Genomic DNA, 16,094 nt, shown 5'->3' with positions numbered 1-16,094 from the left:
GGCGAGCAGGACGGTGAGTGGCGGACGGGAGGACATGGCGCGGAACGTAAGGCCGCAGGCCCCTCCCCGCCAGCCGCGTTGCGGCCACACTCGGCAGGCTGTAGTTAGGCCACGACCCCGCGACGTGCTCGCGGCCCTTCTGTTGGACGCCCCGCCATGCGCCGCCACCCGCTCCTCGCCCCCGCGCTGCTTGCCGTCGCCGCCGCGGTGGCCGTGACCTCCGCGCCCCTGACCGCCTACGCCCAGGGCCGTCGCGATCCGGGCGCTGAGCAGCGCAAGCAGGAGGAAGACGCCGCCAAGAAGCGCAAGCAGAAGGAAGAGTGGGGCGACAACCAGTCGCCGCTGCCGCAACTGCGCAACGCCGGGCCCTGCCCGTTCGTGAAAAGCCTCTATGACGCCGCCCGCTATGTGGAGTTCAAGGACGGCCTGGAGGCCTCGGCGAACGTCGGCTACTCCGGCGAGATCCAGGGCATATCCGCCGGCTGCCAATACAAGGACGACGACCCCATCGAGGTCTCGATGCAGGTGCTCTTCGAGCTCGGCAAAGGCCCCCAGGCCGCAGGCCGCTCAAAGACCTACCGCTACTGGATCGCCGTCACCGACCGCAACAAGGCCGTCCTGGCCAAGCAGCATTTCGATCTGCCCGTGACCTTCCCGGAGGGCCAGGACCGCGTCTACGTGACCGAAGAGATCGCCCAGGTCGTCATACCGCGCGGCAGCATGACCACCTCCGGCTCGAATTTCGAGGTGCTGGTGGGCTTCGACGTGACGCCGGAGATGGCGGCCTTCAACCGTGACGGCAAGCGGTTCCGCCTGAACGTCGGCCAGGTCGCAGGCGTCACGCCACCCCCATGAGCGATCTCAGACGGGCGCTGGGCGAGGCGGTGCAGGCCGCCTTCGCCGCCATTGGCGCGCCCCCCGAACTGGGCCGGGTGACCGCCTCCGACCGGCCGGACCTCGCCGACTTCCAGTCCAACGGCGCACTGGCCGCGGCCAAGACCCTGGGCAGGAACCCGCGCGAGATCGCGACCGCCGTCGTGGAGAAGCTGGCCGGCGACCCCCGCCTCGCCGCTGTCGAAATCGCCGGCCCCGGCTTCATCAACCTGAAGGTCGCCGACGCCACGCTCGGCGCCCGCGCCGACACCATCGCCGCCGATGCGCGCGCCGGCGCCGAGACCGTGACCGAGCCGCGCCGGGTCATCGTCGACTACGGCGGTCCCAACGTGGCCAAGCCGATGCACGTGGGCCACCTGCGCGCCTCGATCATCGGCGAGAGCCTCAAGCGCCTCTACCGCTTCCGCGGCGACACGGTCGTGGGCGACGCCCATTTCGGCGACTGGGGCTACCAGATGGGCCTTCTGATCGGCGCCGTGATGGACGAGAGTCCGGCCGTCGCCGCCGTCGTCGACGCGATCAACGCCGGCCAGCCCGGCGATGTCGCCGCCTTCAACGCCGTCACCCTGGCCGACCTCGACCGCCTCTACCCGGAGGCCGCCGCCAGGGGGAAGGCCGACACCGACTATCGCGACCGCGCGCGCAGGATCACCGCCGCCCTGCAGGTGAAGCAGCCTGGCTACTACGCCCTGTGGGAACGCTTCCGCACCGTGACCAAGGTCGCCCTCGAGCGGGACTTCCACGCCCTCGGCGTCGACTTCGACTGGTGGAAGGGCGAGAGCGACGTCGAGCACCTGATCGCGCCCATGGTGGCCGAGCTCGACGCCAAGGGCCTGCTGGTGGACGACCAGGGCGCGCGGATCATCCGCGTGGTCCGAGAGGGCGACAAGCGCGAGCTTCCGCCACTCCTGGTGGTGTCCTCCGAGGGGTCGGCCATGTACGGGACCACCGACCTGGCGACGATCCTGGACCGCAAGCGCGAGTTCGATCCGCACCTGGTGATCTACTGCGTCTCCCCGCGACAGGCCCACCACTTCGCGACCGTGTACCGCGCTGCCTACCCGGCCGGCTACGCGGTCGCAGGACAGTTGGAGCACGTCGGGTTCGGCACCATGAACGGGACGGACGGCAAGCCCTTCAAGACCCGCGAGGGCGGTGTTTTGAAGTTGAACGATATGATCGAGATGTCCCGGGACAAGGCGCGCGCGCGCCTGCACGAAGCCGGCCTGGGCGAGGATCTGCCGGCGCCCGAGTTCGAGGATATCGCCGGCAAGGTCGCCGTGGCGGCCCTGAAATTCGCCGACCTGCAGAACTTCCGCGGCACCTCCTACGTCTTCGACCTCGACCGCTTCACCAGCTTCGAAGGCAAGACCGGGCCGTACCTCCTCTACCAGGCTGTCCGGGTGAAGAGCCTGCTGCGCCGCGCGGAGGCCGAAGGCCACACGACCGGTCCGGTCACCGTCGCCGAGCCCGCCGAGCGCGACCTCGTCCTTACGCTGGACGCCTTCGACGCCGCGCTCGCCGAGGCCTACGACAAGAAGGCGCCCAACGTGCTCGCCGAGCACGCCTACCGCCTGTCCCAGGCCTTCTCGAAGTTCTATGCCGCCTGCCCGATCCTGCAGGCCGCGCCGGCCGTGCGCGCCAGCCGCCTCACTCTGGCGACGGCGGCGCTCCGCCAGTCGGAGCTGGCGCTGGATCTGCTGGGGATAGCGGCGCCGGATCGGATGTAGCCCGCACCAGGTGGATCTTCGGCGCCTGCACGCGGAAGACGTTGTCCAGCCGGCTGATCGTCAGGATCTCGCGAACCCTGCCTTCGGGGCAGGTCAGGACGATCCGCCGGGACTCGTCCTGGGCGCTGGCCAGCGCCCGCAGCCCGTGGGACGAGATTTCCTCGACCCCTGAGAGGTCCACTTCCAGCGCCTCGTCGTGGGCCGCGGCCTCATCGGCGGCGTCGGTCAGGAACTCGGAGAAGGCCTGGCTCACGGACTGGTCGAGGCGGCCGTCCACCTCGACCACCGAATGGTCTTCGCCGACGAGCTTCCGCCACCCCATGCGTGCCAACCCCACTGCCCCGTGACGCAGCTACGCGCCCCCACGGGACGCGGATGCGTTTGGCGAGGACTTTTCGCAGCTTCACCTTCACAGAGCGTGAAAGCGTCGACTGGCCCCGGGTCCAGCGACAAGCCCTCAACGCGCCGCCGGGCCCTCCACGTCCAGCCCCTGCGCCTCCAGCGTCTCGATCACCCCGCCCTCGGCGATAAGCTGGCGAAGCCACACGATGGCCACCGCCTTGCCGGGACGCTCCAACTCCGCCGCGATCCCCTTGGCCTCGTCGTTGATCTGCTGACGCCAGATTTCCGGTCCGCCGGTGACAGCCAGGAAGCACTTCTGGAAGCCGCGCGGCCCCTTGAGCGCCGCCCCCACGTCGCCGCGGGCCCAGCCGCGGGCGGCTTCGGCGGCCGGGGCCCTGCCGGCCTCGATGTCGTCCAGCGCCGCCGACAGGCAGGCGGTCTGGATCTCCAGGGTCAGCCCGGCTTTGAACTCCCTCAGCGCCGGCGCGGCGTCGCGCTTCTCGCCCGTCCGCTCGCGCACCTTCAGCTTGCGGGCGGCCTTGCGCACGTCGCCCTGGGCGTCGCGCCAACGCGGTCCGTCATCGCGGCTATCGTTCAGCAGGAGGAACCCCGCGGCCAGCGGCCCCCAGCCGCGGTAGGCTCTGGCGTCCTTGCCCGCCGCCTCCCGCGCCGCCACGAACCGGGACCGCAGCGGCTCGGCCAGGTCGTCCTCCATCTCCCCCTTCTGGCGCAGGCTCCGGCGCAGGGAGAGCAGCAGGCCCAGGGTCTTGAACGACAGGCTCATCCGGTAGTTTCGACCGCCGCCCACCAGCGCGTTGGCGCCGCGAAGCCGCCGGTTAAGGCCGGCCTGATCCCAGACCAGGTCCGGCGGCAGCCCCGTCTCCGGCAGGGCCAGGATGTAGACGGTGGTGTCGTCGTCCGAGACCCGCCACCAGGCTGGGCCACGGTCACGGGCGACGACCACGAACTCCTCGACGACATTGGCCTCGGGATCGTCGAGCGCAGCCCCCGAGCCCGTCGCCGTCGCCTGCCCTGCCGCCGGTGCGGCGAAGGCCATCAGGGCCAGGGCGGCGAGCCATGTCTTGCGGCGCATGCGTTCCTCCGAAGCACCACCCTAGCGTCGGCGCCGCTCCCGGCGAAGCTGGGCCATGGCGCCAACGAGGTTGGCTAACGCGCCGGAACGCCGCTAGTGCAGGTCTTCGCCCTCCGTCTCAGCAGAACGAACCCATGGCAGGATCCAAAATGACCTTCGACGACGTCGTCATGGGACGCCGCAGTATCCGCGGCTACAAGCCCGACCCCGTCCCCAGGGAACTGATCGAAGAGGTCATCGCCCTGGCGATGCGCTCGCCGTCGTCGATGAACGTGCAGCCCTGGAACTTCTACGTCATCACCGGCGAGCCGCTGGACCGGATTCGCGCCGGCAACACCGAGCGCAACATGTCGGGCGTGCCGCAGTCGCGCGAGTTCCGCATCGGGACCGCCGGCTTCGAGGGCAAGCACCGCGAACGCCAGATCGGCGTGGCCAAGCAGTTGTTCGGGGCCATGGGCATCGCGCGCGACGACAAGGAAGGCCGCCAGGACTGGGTGCTGCGCGGCTTCCGCCAGTTCGACGCCCCGGTCTGCGTGATCGTGACCTTCGACAAGGAGCTCGAGGGCATGGACGACGCGCCCTTCGACTGCGGCGCGGTGGCGACCGCCCTGGTCAACGCCGCCTGGTCCCGCGGGCTTGGCGCGGTGATCAACAGCCAGGGGATCATGCAGTCGCCGGTGGTGCGCGAACATGCCGGCATCGCCGACGACCAGGTGATCATGAAGAGCATCGCGCTGGGCTGGCCGGACGAGACCTTCCCAGCCAACGCCGTGGTGTCCGAACGCAAGTCGGTGAAAGAGGCGACCGTCTTCGTCGGCTTCGACGAGTAGCGTCCGCGCGGCCGCTAGAGCGCCGCCAGCACCATCGGGCCAAGGGTGGGAATAGCCATCAGGACGGCGAAACCAACGGACATCAGGGACAGCGCAAGTCTCATGGGGCGACTCCTTCGCCCCCTCAATTAGGCCTTCGCCCGGGCGGCCGCACCGCCCGTTTTCGCAGAGGTGTTCTGCTATTTCGGCGCTTCCCGCCCGGCTGCGCTCGGCAAAAGATCGGTCGCGCTCGGGAGAAGCTCGGATGCGACGACACGCCGTCGCGACTACCACTCCGGCCATCGAGTGCGGAGTTGGAGTGGAGCATGGCGGAACACGTCGAAGTGTGGGTGGGCCGGCGGCTGCGGCGTCGGCGCCGGCTGCTGGGCATGACCCAGATGGAGCTCGGCGGCGCCTGCGGCGTCAGCTTCCAGCAGATCCAGAAATACGAGTCCGCCTCCAGCCGCCTGTCGGTCGCCATGCTGTGGAAGCTGGCCTGCGCGCTCGGCGTACCCGCCAGCTACTTCTTCGCCGACCTGCCCCAGCGCCAAGGCGCCGAGGACGTCGACCCTCCGCCTGCGCACCCCAGACGCGCCAACGCCACCTGACCGACGCGCGCGGCTAGGCCGCCGGCGACCGTCGCGCGCCGCATAGTCCGGCCAGCGCCAGGACCGCTCCGCAGGTGATGATCACCGGCGCGGGCGTCCAGAGCCGAAACACCGCGGGGGCCAGCAGGGCGCCGGCCATGGTGGCCGCCGCCAGGATGGCGTAGCGCAGCCGGAAGACCGCGGTGGCGTCGGCCACGTCCATGCGCGTCTGGAAGAAGGGCATCATCTGCAGGAAGGCCATCGAGCCACCGACGCCCAGGACGAACCCGGCGGCGGCCATGGCCAGCGGCGCGAACCCGGGCGGGGCGAAGAGCGCACCGGCGCCGATGCCGGCCAGGCCCATGCCGCGCAGCACGTAGCCGGCGAATAGGAACCGCCAGCCGTCGCGCACCCGCCAGGTCACGGTGATGAGGTTGGTCAGCCCGTCGCCCACCGCCGTCGCCGCCATCACCAGGGCCAGCGTGCCCAAGCCGCCGGCGACGCCGCCCTGCACGAGCAGCAGCGGCAGGCCCAGGGCGATGCCCAACGAACGCGTCGCGTAAGACACCGCGGCCGTGGCCAGGATGGTGCGGGCGCCTGGCGTGGCGCGCGCGGCGCGCCAGCCCCGCGAAAGCCGCTGCAACACCGTCGCCGGCCTGGCCTGGGCGGGCGTGTCCCCGTCGAACCGATGGCCGGCCAGCGCTATCGAGCCCGCCGAGGCCAGGAAGCTCGCCGAGTTGGCGGTGAGCAGGTGGATCGGCGCCGCCAACGCCGCGATCGCCGCACCCAGGGCGGAGCCGGCGATCACCGCCAGCCGGCCGGTCACATCGAACAGGCCGTTCAGCGCCCGCAGACGATGCGGGTCGGGCATCAGCCGCGGGATCACCGCCTGCAGCGCCGGGTCGAACACCGCCTGCACGCCCGCCAGCAACACCCCCGCCGCGATCAGCAGGGGCAGCGACAGGCCGACCGTGAAGGCCGCCGCCACGACCGCGGCGCTGACCGCGGCGCGGATGAGGTCCGCCCAGATCATCACCTTGCGCGAGCTCAGCCCGTCGACCACGGCCCCGGCGCCCAGCGCGAATGCGAGCATGGCGCCCGACTGGGCGATCGGCAGCCAGGCGGCGTCCGCCCCGGCCATCCCCACCGCGAGCCAGATCGCCCCCAGCCGGTACATCTCCCCGCCCGCGTCGGACAGCGCCTGCCCCGCCCACAGCGTGCGAACGCCGCGATCCTTCAGCAGTCCGACATAAGGGTGGGCCCCGCCGGACCCCTTGGCCGCCCGGGACATGATTCGCCCCTCCCCTCCGCGAGCGAAGATAGCGCGGCGCGCGCCGGCTGCGAGGTTGATGGTCACGGCCCGGGCCGGTACTAACGGGCAGGGCGCGGCGGGGCCGCGGGCCCATCTGACGGACCGATGGATCGATGGTGCGCGACTTGGACCTGGTGACTTTCATCCGGCGTAGCATCCCATCGGTCTGGGCGCTGGATGTCCTGTTGCTGGTTCGCCGGGCGCCCGCGCGAAGCTGGTCTCCCCACGAGCTCGTCGGCGAACTGCGGGCCAGCGACGCGGTGGTGACGGGCGTGCTTGACGGGCTGCAGCGCGAAGGCCTGGTCGCCCAGGGCGAGGACGGCCGCTTCCGCTTCGCCCCGGCCGGCGAGCTGCTGGAAGAGCTTACCGTCGCCCTGGCCCACGCCTACGCCGAGCGACCCGTCGCGGTGATCAATGCGATCGTCTCGACCGAGGCGAAGCTACAGACGCTGGCCGACGCGTTCCGGCTGAACCCGCCGGGGTCGTGAACACGCCGGCCCTGATCTATGGGCTCTGCCTGGCGGCCAGCGCCAGCTGCGCGGCGCTGCTGGGGCGGGCCTACCTGCGCAGCCGCATGCGCCTGTTGCTGTGGACGGCGGTGGCCTTCTGCTTCTTCGCCCTGAACAACCTGGCGCTGGTCGTCGACATGCTGCTGCTGCCGGGCGTCGACCTCTGGGTCTGGCGCCAGGCGGCCGCCGGCGCGGGCCTCGCCGTCCTCATCTTCGGCTTCGTCTGGGAGGTGCGATGAGCGTCGCGCCCAGCATCGTCCTGTTCGTGGCCGGCGCCATGAGCGCGGGGTTCGCCATCGCCGGGCTGTTCTTCCTGCGGTTCTGGGTGCGCACCCGCGACCGGCTGTTCGCCGCCTTCGCCGCCGCGTTCTGGCTGATGGCGCTGAACCAGGTGGTGGCCGGCTTCTCGCGCCACGCCCACGTCGAGAACAGCGCCGCCTACCTGCTCCGCCTCGCCGCCTTCGTGCTGATCATCGTCGCGGTGCTGAGCAAGAACGGACCGCGCGGTTCGCAGCCCTAGCGGCCCGCGGCCATTGCATCGCGAGCGCCCCGCATGCCACGTTCGCCGGCGCGGGTGCGGGTCGCCCGGCCGAACGAAACACGAGGCGCGCGATGAAGTTTGAAGGCGGATGCTATTGCGGCGCGGTGCGCTACACGGCCGAGGGCGAACCCGCCTTCAAGGCCCAGTGCCATTGCCGCGAGTGCCAGTACATCACCGGCGGCGGGCCGAACTTCTTCATGCTGATGCCCGCCGACGGGTTCAAGTACGTCAAGGGCCAACCCAGCGCCTTCTCGCGCTCCGACCTTGAGAACCCAGTCACCCGCGAGTTCTGCCCGTCCTGCGGCACCCACCTGGTGACGCGGCTTCCCGGCCGTCCCGTCGTAGTGGTCAAGGTGGGCTCCATGGACGATCCGAAGCTCTATGGCGGTCCGCAGATGGCGATCTACACGATGGACAAGCAGCCCTTCCACTGTATCCCCGAGGGCCTGCCGACGAACGAGCGCGTGCCCGGCTGAGGCCCGGCAAAAAGGGGAACGACACGATGGACCGTCTCAAGGGCAAGGTCGCGCTGGTCACCGGCGGCGGCCGCGGCATCGGCCGCTCGATCGCGCTGGCCATGGCGCGCGAGGGCGCGATGATCGCGGTCTCCTCGCGCACCACCGCCGAGCTGGACAAGGTCGCCGCCGAGGCCCGGGCCGCCGGCGCGCCGGACACGCTGGTGATCCAGGCCGACGCCACCAAGGCCGCCGACCAGCGCGGCGCCGTCAAGGCCGTGGTCGAGAAGTTCGGCCGCATCGACATTCTGGTGAACAACGCCGGCGGGGTCACCACCCGCACGCCCCAGGGCCTCGGGGCCTACACCCACGACGACGACACCTTCGCCGACAACATCGACCTGAACCTCAACTCAGCCTACTGGGCCACCGCCGAGGCCCTGCCCCACATGCGCCAGCACGGCTACGGCCGGGTGATGACCATCGGCTCCGGCTACGCCAAGCGCTCCGGCGGCCCGATCGCCTACACGGTGGCCAAGCACGGCCTGATCGGCCTCACCCGTGCGCTCGCCCACGACACCGCCGCCCACGGCATCACCGTCAACTGCCTCTGCCCCGGCTGGACCAACACCCAGCTGGTCAACTTCGAGGCCCAGACGCCGGCGTTCAAGGCCATGGTCGAGTCCGAGAACCTGCAGCACCGGATCGTCGAGCCCGACGAGCTGGGCCCCATGGCGGTGCTCCTCGCCTCGCCCGAAAGCGCCGCCATCACCGGCCAGGTGATCAGCGTCGACGGCGGCTACAAGGTCTGACGGAACGCGTTTCGTATCCAGGGCTTAGACCACCATGACCCCCATCGCCGCCGCCCCGGTCGTCCTGCTCGCCGCCACCGTCCTGGCCCTGGCCGGCTGCGCAACCTCACAGGGCCAGGGGCCGGACCGAAAGGCCCAGACCGCGTCGTCCTCCAAGTATGACGAGACCCGCAAGCAGGCCATGGAGATCGGGTCGCAGCCCGCCCGCGACATGGGCATCTCGAAGCGCAAGGTCCCGGCGGTGCTGGAAGACGCGCTCGCCGATCCCTACGGCATCCGCAAGCTCAAGACCTGCGCCCAGCTGGCCGCCGCGGTGCGGACCCTCAACGAGGCGTTGGGTCCCGACTACCAGGCGGGCGGCGAGTACCGCGAGAACCGGGCGGGCAAGCTCGCCGCCGCCGGCGGCAAGGCGGTGATCAACAGCATCATTCCCTACCGCGCCCTGGTCCGCGAGATCACCGGGGCCGCTCCCGCCGATCGCCACATGGACGCCCTCATCGACGCCGGCCTCGCCCGCCGCGGCTTCCTGCGCGGCGTCCAGTACAAGCAGCGCTGCAAGGTCCGGTCGTAGGCCTGCGCCCACGCCCAGGTATCTCCCTCGCTCCATCGCAACCTCAACGGAGTCGCCTCGGGCCGAAAGTTCTGCTTTTGTTCGCTGCATGCCCGATCGCTTCCCCATCCCCTGGACCCTCAAGGAAAACGAACAGTCCTGGGCGGTCTGCGACGCCAACGGCTTCGCGCTCGCCTACGTCCACTTCCTCGGCCGCCCGGTCGTCGGCACCAACCCCGACCTGCTGACCCGCGACCAAGCCCGGCGCATCGCCGCCAACATCGCCCGCCTGCCCGAACTCCTGGCGACCCGGAACTGAGGCCGCGCGGATGCCCGAGGCGCCTCGCCAGCCGTCGCTGTTCGCCGTCACCGACGCCCCGCCCGACGCCGCCCCGCCCATCGTCCAGCCCGCCGGCGACGGCTTCTGGCTGATGCCGCGCGACGCGCAGATCACCCTGGCCCAGGTCGCCGAAGCCGGCGGCGCCATCCGCCTCACCTGCGCCGCCTGCCGCCGCACGCGACAGTGGCGCCCCGCCCAGCTCCCCGGCGTCGACCCCGATACCCCGATGACCGTAATCGCCCGCCGCGCCGTCTGCGGCGACCCCGCCTGCCGCGCGCGCCGCGGCGTGCTGACCGTCCTGCGCCCCACGCCGCCTCGCCGCCGCCCCGGCCACGTCACCGCCCGCGACCTCGCCCGCATCCGCGCCCTGGCCGAGCAGGTGACGCCGGCCTTCCGCCCGCCGGTTCTCGACGACCTCGACGCCCCCTTGCGCGTCGGCGCCTTCATGCCCGGCGACGAACGCTACGCCGGCGGCTACGTCGTCGGCGCCTGGGCCGGCCGCGTCCTGGTCGGCTGGGGCATCCCGCGCTCGGCGAAGAACCTGCGGCGGAAGGCGGGGCGGTAGGCCCAGCTACGCCCGCGGCCCGGATGCCAGCGTCTCGAGCGCCTGATTGATGTGGGCCCGCAGCGCCGGGTCGCGGGTGGTTTCCAGCATCGCACTCAGGCAGGCGCGCGCCGCCGGCTGGTCGCCCAGCCGCAGTTCCAGGCGCGCCCGATCCCACCAACCCTGGCTGTATCCGGGCGCGAGGGTGCTGATCCGCTGGAAGATCGACAGCGCGCGGTCGGGCTGGCCCCCCGCCTCCGCCCGGACGGCCTGGTTCGTCAGCAGCCTCACCAGGACGGCCCGGTTGGGCATGGGCGCCACGTGCTCCGCCGTAACGGCCGCGCCCGGGCCCGCGGCCGCCTCCACGAGCGCCCGCAACCGATCCGGCCCGACTGGGGCGCCGCGATTGAACGGATCGATGATCAGCGGCCGCCCCGCCCCGACGGCCACCAGGACGTGGCCCGGCGTGTTCAGCGCCTGCGCCGTCCAGCCGCGTCGCCGCGCCTGGGCGACGTAGAGGATGGCCAGCGAGATCGGCAGGCCCCGGCGCCGATCGATGACGCTCATCAGGTCCGCGTTGTTCGGATTGTCGTAGTCCTCGTGGTCCCCTTCGAAGCCGAACCGGCCGGCCAGGGTCTCGACCAGCGCCTCGACCTGCCGTTCGGGCCGTGGCGCATCGCCCGCGCGTCGCTGCAGGTCGGCAGCCATCTCATCGAGGCGTTCGGCATAGTCGGCCGTCCGCGCCTGCGGCCGATCCAGGCGGGCGAGGTCGAGCGCCGCGAGGTCCAGCTGGATGTCGCCTTCGTCGCAGAGCCCCAGGTAGGCTATCGTCTCGATCATCGGCTCCGCATCCACCGCCTCAGTCTCGCGACGCAGCGCCACCCGTCAAGGCGGCGGCGCCGCATGGCGCGCAGCACCTTCCCGCCCGCCTATCGCCCCTCCCCCGTCGGCCGCCCGCCCGGCAGCGAGAAGGTGTTCGCGTCGCCCGCCTGCCGCCAGCCCGGCGTGTCCTCCCGCTCCACCTCCCCGGTGATCGGATTGGGGCAATAGGCCACCACCGTGCGCTTGCCGGTCTGCGGGTCCTCCTCGACCTTGAAGTGGCGGTACAGGACCGTGCGCACCACCTTCGGCGCCTCCGGCTCCACGGTCTTCACCCGGAAGATCCTGGGCGCCATCACCCCGGCCTTCCAGCGCAGGTGCGTCAGTTGCACGTGGGTCAGGTAGGCCGTCTCCGGGCTCGCCGCGTCCGCCAGGTCGTCCGCCCGGTCACAGGCCAGCTCCGCCCGGATCCGCATGCCCAGCTGCATCTCTTCCTCGAACCGCGGGTGCTCGCGCCGCCAGCGGAACAGGGTCGACAGGCAGGGCATCGTCGGGTCCGCCCCGATCTGGGTCAGGCTCTCCCCCTCGCACACCCGCTCGAACACCTCCTCGGCGATGCCGTCGCAGTACCGCGTCACGCCGCCGCCCTTCCGCGACCGCCCGCCCGCCGCGCGAGCCTGCTCCAGCGCCGCGCCGAACGCCGGCCGCTCGCGCCCCCAGCGACCGACGCTCTGCGGCGTCGGCATCCCGTCCTCGCGCAGCACGACGTACAGCATCTCGCCCGCCGCCACCCGCGCCACCAGCCGCGCCGCCAGCCCCTTCGACCACCGCACCGACCCCGGCCGCCCGCCCCGCCCCACGCACGGCTCCGCCGCCGCCAGCTCCTCGCCCGCCATCGCCCACCTCGTCATGTCAGGAACCGCCGCGCCGGAACGCCGCCCCGCTCACCGGGCGCACTCGACAACGCTGACAGAAACCTACCAAAAACGCGCGAGCTGGTCAAGAACAAATGAAGAACATATAGTCACCAGTCTCCTCCCAGGCGCGCAGCGCCATGGGAGAGGCCGGGAGAGGGCGGCGCAGGCCGTCCAGCCACCACAACGTTGGACCAGGGAACCACCCGCCATGGCCGAGATCACATCCCTCACCCAGAAGCTCCGCCGAGACCGCGCCCGCCACCTCCGCCGCACCCGGACCGAAGCCGAGACCCTCCTCTGGGAAGCCCTCCGCGCCACCCGCCTCGACGGCTGGAAATGGCGCCGCCAGACCCCGGTCGGCCCTTTCATCGTGGACTTCCTCTGCCTCGAGGCCGCCCTGGCCGTAGAACTCGACGGCGGCGCCCACGCCGACCAGGCCGACTACGACGCCCGCCGAGACGCCTACCTCCGCCGCCAGGGCCTCCACGTGGCCCGCTTCTGGAACCGCGAGGTGATCGAGGACCCCGCCCACGTCCGCCACAAAATCCTCACCCTATGCCGCGAGTCCGACCCCAGCCGCCGCGGCCACCTGATCCCGCGCGGCCGCCGCGCCGTCTGACCTAACTAGTCACCTCTCCCAGGCGCGGAGCGCTGTGGGGGAGGCGACCCGATCCCAGCAGCGGGTTCGAAGCGGTTGTCGAGCGTCCTCACACGCCGGAGACGACCTATCGAGTCAGCGCCTAGCCCGGCCGCGTCCTGGTGGGATGGAGCATCCCGCGCACGGCGAAGCACCCGCGACGGAACGACGGGGTTCTCCTCTCCCAGGCGCGGAGCGCCGTGGGAGAGGAGACCCTTGGTGGCCGCGACCGGTGAGTCTGTGGAACTACGGCTCCATCATCGCCTGGGCCCCGAGCACAAAGGGAACCTGGACTAGGATCGTCTCGCCTGCGGTCGCACCGGTCACGAAGATGCGCTTGCGTTCGGCCATGATGCGAGCCGCGGGCGCAAAGTTCGAATCCCGTGGTGTCTCGCCGACAAGCTTGCACTTCGACAGATCGCCCTCCCCGCCAACTTCGCATCTGAGAAGCGCATGGCCACTCGCTCGCGCGTCAGCCGCCCTCTGAGGATAGAAGGGCCCGGCCGGACCCAATGGGGCGTACCTCTTCTCTCCCTTCTTGAGCGGCCTGTACTCCAGCCTGGAACGTCCGCGTTTGCTGTGGTTCCGGCGTCGTCGCTGGAACTAGAAACAGCAACACGATCACCGATACGAGCATGTGCTCCCCCTCACGCCAGCACGAGAACACCACGCGCTCTCAACGTCCGCAACGGGATCGAAACAGCCTGTAGCTCGGGTCCAGTGGAGAGACGCTCGCGCCGGGGAACCCATGCCGCCATTCATCTCACGGCAGCCCTCCAGCCGGCCTCTGGGTGTAGCCTGCCCTCGGCCGGCCGCAGGCCGGTCTCGGCGGACGCTGGCTGCCGGCTCGCCGCCCGACGGCGAACGTCCCGCGGCGAGCGCGCCCGCGCTCGTCCTTGAGGAAGCGGAAGAGGCTGGCATGCTGGGCCGTGGGAGACGACACTCGACCAACTGCCAGTGGCCTCGCAAGCAGCATCCCTCGTCTGGTAGACATCAGGCATCACTAGTGGCAAGAAATTCCAGAATTTAGAAAGAGCAGATGACTTTCGCCCCGTTCGACCCACTTGCTGCCAAGAATACACACGTCAACGACGCAGCCCTTGGTGCGCTCAAGCGAGAGATATCCAATATACTGAGTTCATACGTAGGGTGGTACGATCCTTTTGCAGAGTTGATTCAGAATGCCTTGGATTCGGTTGAGGCTCGGGTGGAAATCGAGCGTTCCGCTGGAACTGAAAATGCTTACACGCCGCAAATCCGCATTATCGTTGACCTCGACAACAATGCTCTGACGGTTACTGACAATGGAATTGGCTTAGACAAAGAAAAATTTGAGCAATTTCTTGCTCCAAATTTTTCTTTTAAGTCAGGAGCCACTCGGGGTCACAAAGGAGTAGGCGCGACCTTTGTTGCCTATGGATTCAATTACATGCGGGTTTCTACCAAAGGTCCTGGGTTCAGCGCCTCCGGTAGAATAGTCGGCGCGCGGAACTGGTTGCAAAACAACGCAACTGGGGCAAACCCGAAAGTTGAGCCCGACGAGTCAGCCCAGGCTGACGCCGCGTTCGAGGGCATCGACCGGGGTGTATCCATTACGGTGCGCTTCGATGACGATACTCACCCGCGGCGTTTGGATTGGATCAAGGCGAATACAGCAAACACATGGCACAAGATTCTATCTATAAAGACGGGACTTGGATCGATCGTCTCTGACAACAAAGTTAGTGTTTACGTCGGCGTTCGGTTCGAAGGACACGTTACCGAACAGACTTCACAGGGCACCTCGTATTTCTGGCTCCATAAGATCGCCAGCAAATCGGCGACTGTCAGGGAGTTGGAGGCGGCGAGCCTTGCTTTGTTCCAGAAGCACGGCGCTGGGCGTGCGATGCCGGATAAATACCGAAATCTCGATTTCATCCATGACTCTTGGGACGCCAACGAACTTGCGACGTTAGTTGGCGCCGTGCTGGACGAGGAGGAACGGGACGTTCTCCACAAGCATCAGCCGACCGTGAGTGTGGAGTATGGCTACACTGCAAAGCTGTGGACGACGTTCAACGAGTCCCTCGACGTTAGATCCGGTTATCGAGTTCTGACCGCAGGGATTCAACTCGCTGCCAACAATATGCCCCAAGGAGAGACCATTGTTATACCTCTAATAAGAAATATTGGTCGACAGAATCAAATCCACTTCATGATGCACTTCAATAATTACTCTCCGGACCTTGGAAGAAAGGGATTCAATCGAGAATTGACGGATTTCGCCAAAACGGTTGCGAGATCTATTACAGAGGTCCACTTGACCAAGCTCCGTCACCTTCTGAAGGCCAACACTGGCGTATCCCCTGATCTCGTCCGAGAGCTCAAAATCGGCGACTGGAAGGCGGAAATGCTCAAACACGAGACAGAGGCCCCGCTCGTTTTGGCAAGCGAGCACTTCTTCAAGCCCACTGAAAGAGTTTCGATCACATCCAAACCCACGCGCGAGCAGGATGTAATCGCCCTGTTCCATCAGCTGGTGGCGGGAGGAGTGGTCCGGGGTATCACCGTCATGTCAACCAACGAGCGCTTTACTTATGACGGACTCTACAAGGTCTCGTTCGAGTTGGATGAACTGCTGTACACTTACGATCAGGCCAACAACCCGCTGGGGGTGCCTGGAGAGACGGCGCTGGCCCTTAAAGGCCGAGTGACAGACCCGAGAATTCTAGAGTACAAATTCTCTTTGGACGGACTCATCGAAGATGTTGACAGTCATGATAAAAGTATTAAAGATGTAGATCTTTGCGTAATGTGGGAAACAGGATCTCTCTACAAGGAACGGTTTGGAATAACCTCCTTGCTTATTCCGGAGAATGCCGATCAGAGACAGTATCATGGAATTACCCATGTTTTGACTGACTTGGAATCTGGCGCAAAGATATGTGACCTCATCGTGCTTGAGGAACTCGTTGCCGTGCTCAATGATCCGCAGCCGACTTTCGTGGGTCAGCGCGAAAAGTACGAGTAGGCACATACGCTGCCCGTTCGCACCCTCCACCCCCCATTGACTCCCCCCGCCCCCTCCCACACAACCCGTCCAACTCTCGCGGGAGAGGCCGGGGTTTCGCCCCCGGCGCCGAAGGCGCAACCGCCCCGGAAACGCTCAGGCAAAAGGACCGCGACGGGCTGATGAACGCTGGAACGTTCTCGCCCTGGCCGCG

General features: G+C 68.6%; 20 protein-coding genes and 1 riboswitch. Of the genes, 14 read left to right on the top strand and 6 right to left on the bottom strand.

Annotated elements, in window-relative coordinates:
* The first annotated feature begins 156 nt into the window (after positions 1–156).
* On the top strand, positions 157–855 hold the full coding sequence (locus tag QZV94_RS09985) for a Tat pathway signal sequence domain protein (RefSeq protein WP_293677676.1): 699 nt from the start codon (positions 157–159) through the stop codon (positions 853–855).
* The gene (gene argS, locus QZV94_RS09980) at positions 852–2,624 is read left to right on the top strand and encodes an arginine--tRNA ligase (RefSeq protein WP_293677675.1); all 1,773 of its coding nucleotides are present in this window, start codon (positions 852–854) and stop codon (positions 2,622–2,624) included. Before QZV94_RS09985 ends, argS begins: the two co-directional genes overlap by 4 nt.
* On the opposite strand, the gene QZV94_RS09975 is transcribed toward argS, so the two are convergent.
* Both QZV94_RS09975 and QZV94_RS09970 read right to left on the bottom strand, forming a co-directional pair.
* Positions 2,545–2,946 carry an STAS domain-containing protein gene (locus QZV94_RS09975; RefSeq protein ID WP_293677674.1) on the bottom strand — a complete coding sequence of 134 codons (402 nt, stop codon included), beginning with the start codon at positions 2,944–2,946 and terminating at the stop codon, positions 2,545–2,547. The two genes, argS and QZV94_RS09975, sit on opposite strands and share 80 nt — an antisense overlap.
* A gap of 135 nt (positions 2,947–3,081) precedes the next feature.
* Positions 3,082–4,059, bottom strand: a complete 978-nt coding sequence (locus QZV94_RS09970) for a TraB/GumN family protein (protein ID WP_293677673.1) — start codon at positions 4,057–4,059, stop codon at positions 3,082–3,084.
* A gap of 149 nt (positions 4,060–4,208) precedes the next feature.
* Here QZV94_RS09970 and QZV94_RS09965 point away from each other — a divergent pair, with 149 nt between their 5' ends.
* On the top strand, positions 4,209–4,889 hold the full coding sequence (locus tag QZV94_RS09965; RefSeq protein WP_293677672.1) for a nitroreductase: 681 nt from the start codon (positions 4,209–4,211) through the stop codon (positions 4,887–4,889).
* Between the two features lie 305 nt (positions 4,890–5,194).
* Entirely contained in the window at positions 5,195–5,476 is a 282-nt protein-coding gene (locus tag QZV94_RS09960) for a helix-turn-helix transcriptional regulator (RefSeq protein ID WP_293677671.1), read from the top strand.
* 13 nt (positions 5,477–5,489) lie between these two features.
* Here the strand turns inward: QZV94_RS09960 and QZV94_RS09955 are convergent, their stop codons facing one another.
* The gene (locus tag QZV94_RS09955) at positions 5,490–6,746 is read right to left on the bottom strand and encodes an MFS transporter (RefSeq protein WP_293677670.1); all 1,257 of its coding nucleotides are present in this window, start codon (positions 6,744–6,746) and stop codon (positions 5,490–5,492) included.
* 134 nt (positions 6,747–6,880) lie between these two features.
* On the opposite strand from QZV94_RS09955, the gene QZV94_RS09950 reads away from it, so the two are divergent.
* The 8 genes from QZV94_RS09950 to QZV94_RS09915 all read left to right on the top strand — a co-directional run bounded on the left by QZV94_RS09950 (position 6,881) and on the right by QZV94_RS09915 (position 10,539).
* Positions 6,881–7,255: a hypothetical protein gene (locus tag QZV94_RS09950; protein WP_293677669.1), complete on the top strand. Its 375-nt coding sequence runs from the start codon at positions 6,881–6,883 to the stop codon at positions 7,253–7,255.
* Complete coding sequence (locus QZV94_RS09945) at positions 7,252–7,515, top strand: DUF5985 family protein (protein WP_293677668.1); 264 nt, start codon at positions 7,252–7,254, stop codon at positions 7,513–7,515. Before QZV94_RS09950 ends, QZV94_RS09945 begins: the two co-directional genes overlap by 4 nt.
* A complete protein-coding gene (locus tag QZV94_RS09940) occupies positions 7,512–7,796 on the top strand; it encodes a DUF5985 family protein (RefSeq protein WP_293677667.1) in 285 nt (94 codons plus the stop codon). Before QZV94_RS09945 ends, QZV94_RS09940 begins: the two co-directional genes overlap by 4 nt.
* 92 nt (positions 7,797–7,888) lie before the next feature.
* Positions 7,889–8,293: a GFA family protein gene (locus QZV94_RS09935; protein WP_293677666.1), complete on the top strand. Its 405-nt coding sequence runs from the start codon at positions 7,889–7,891 to the stop codon at positions 8,291–8,293.
* Positions 8,294–8,319: 26 nt separating this feature from the next.
* Positions 8,320–9,084: an SDR family NAD(P)-dependent oxidoreductase gene (locus QZV94_RS09930; RefSeq protein WP_293677665.1), complete on the top strand. Its 765-nt coding sequence runs from the start codon at positions 8,320–8,322 to the stop codon at positions 9,082–9,084.
* 34 nt (positions 9,085–9,118) lie between these two features.
* A complete protein-coding gene (locus tag QZV94_RS09925; protein WP_293677664.1) occupies positions 9,119–9,655 on the top strand; it encodes a hypothetical protein in 537 nt (178 codons plus the stop codon).
* Positions 9,656–9,743: 88 nt separating this feature from the next.
* Positions 9,744–9,953, top strand: a complete 210-nt coding sequence (locus QZV94_RS09920; RefSeq protein WP_293677663.1) for a hypothetical protein — start codon at positions 9,744–9,746, stop codon at positions 9,951–9,953.
* Between the two features lie 10 nt (positions 9,954–9,963).
* Positions 9,964–10,539, top strand: coding sequence for a hypothetical protein (locus QZV94_RS09915; RefSeq protein ID WP_293677662.1), 576 nt, complete (start codon positions 9,964–9,966; stop codon positions 10,537–10,539).
* A gap of 6 nt (positions 10,540–10,545) precedes the next feature.
* Here QZV94_RS09915 and QZV94_RS09910 read toward each other — a convergent pair whose 3' ends face one another.
* Positions 10,546–11,358, bottom strand: coding sequence for a SirB1 family protein (locus tag QZV94_RS09910; protein WP_293677661.1), 813 nt, complete (start codon positions 11,356–11,358; stop codon positions 10,546–10,548).
* Between the two features lie 89 nt (positions 11,359–11,447).
* Positions 11,448–12,248, bottom strand: coding sequence for a hypothetical protein (locus QZV94_RS09905; protein ID WP_293677660.1), 801 nt, complete (start codon positions 12,246–12,248; stop codon positions 11,448–11,450).
* A 214-nt stretch (positions 12,249–12,462) separates the two neighbouring features.
* Between QZV94_RS09905 and QZV94_RS09900 the strand changes: the two genes are divergently transcribed.
* Positions 12,463–12,873 (top strand): endonuclease domain-containing protein, encoded by a 411-nt coding sequence (locus QZV94_RS09900; RefSeq protein ID WP_293677659.1) that lies wholly within the window; start codon positions 12,463–12,465, stop codon positions 12,871–12,873.
* Between the two features lie 264 nt (positions 12,874–13,137).
* Here the strand turns inward: QZV94_RS09900 and QZV94_RS09895 are convergent, their stop codons facing one another.
* Positions 13,138–13,404 (bottom strand): energy transducer TonB, encoded by a 267-nt coding sequence (locus tag QZV94_RS09895; RefSeq protein ID WP_293677658.1) that lies wholly within the window; start codon positions 13,402–13,404, stop codon positions 13,138–13,140.
* Positions 13,405–13,930: 526 nt separating this feature from the next.
* Between QZV94_RS09895 and QZV94_RS09890 the strand changes: the two genes are divergently transcribed.
* Complete coding sequence (locus QZV94_RS09890) at positions 13,931–15,901, top strand: ATP-binding protein (RefSeq protein WP_293677657.1); 1,971 nt, start codon at positions 13,931–13,933, stop codon at positions 15,899–15,901.
* Positions 15,902–15,970: 69 nt separating this feature from the next.
* A riboswitch (glycine riboswitch) is annotated at positions 15,971–16,062 on the top strand.
* Positions 16,063–16,094: the final 32 nt, after the last annotated feature.

The sequence above is a fragment of the uncultured Phenylobacterium sp. genome (assembly GCF_902826855.1).
GTDB lineage: Bacteria > Pseudomonadota > Alphaproteobacteria > Caulobacterales > Caulobacteraceae > Phenylobacterium.
This window is presented reverse-complemented; position numbering and strand designations above follow the sequence as displayed.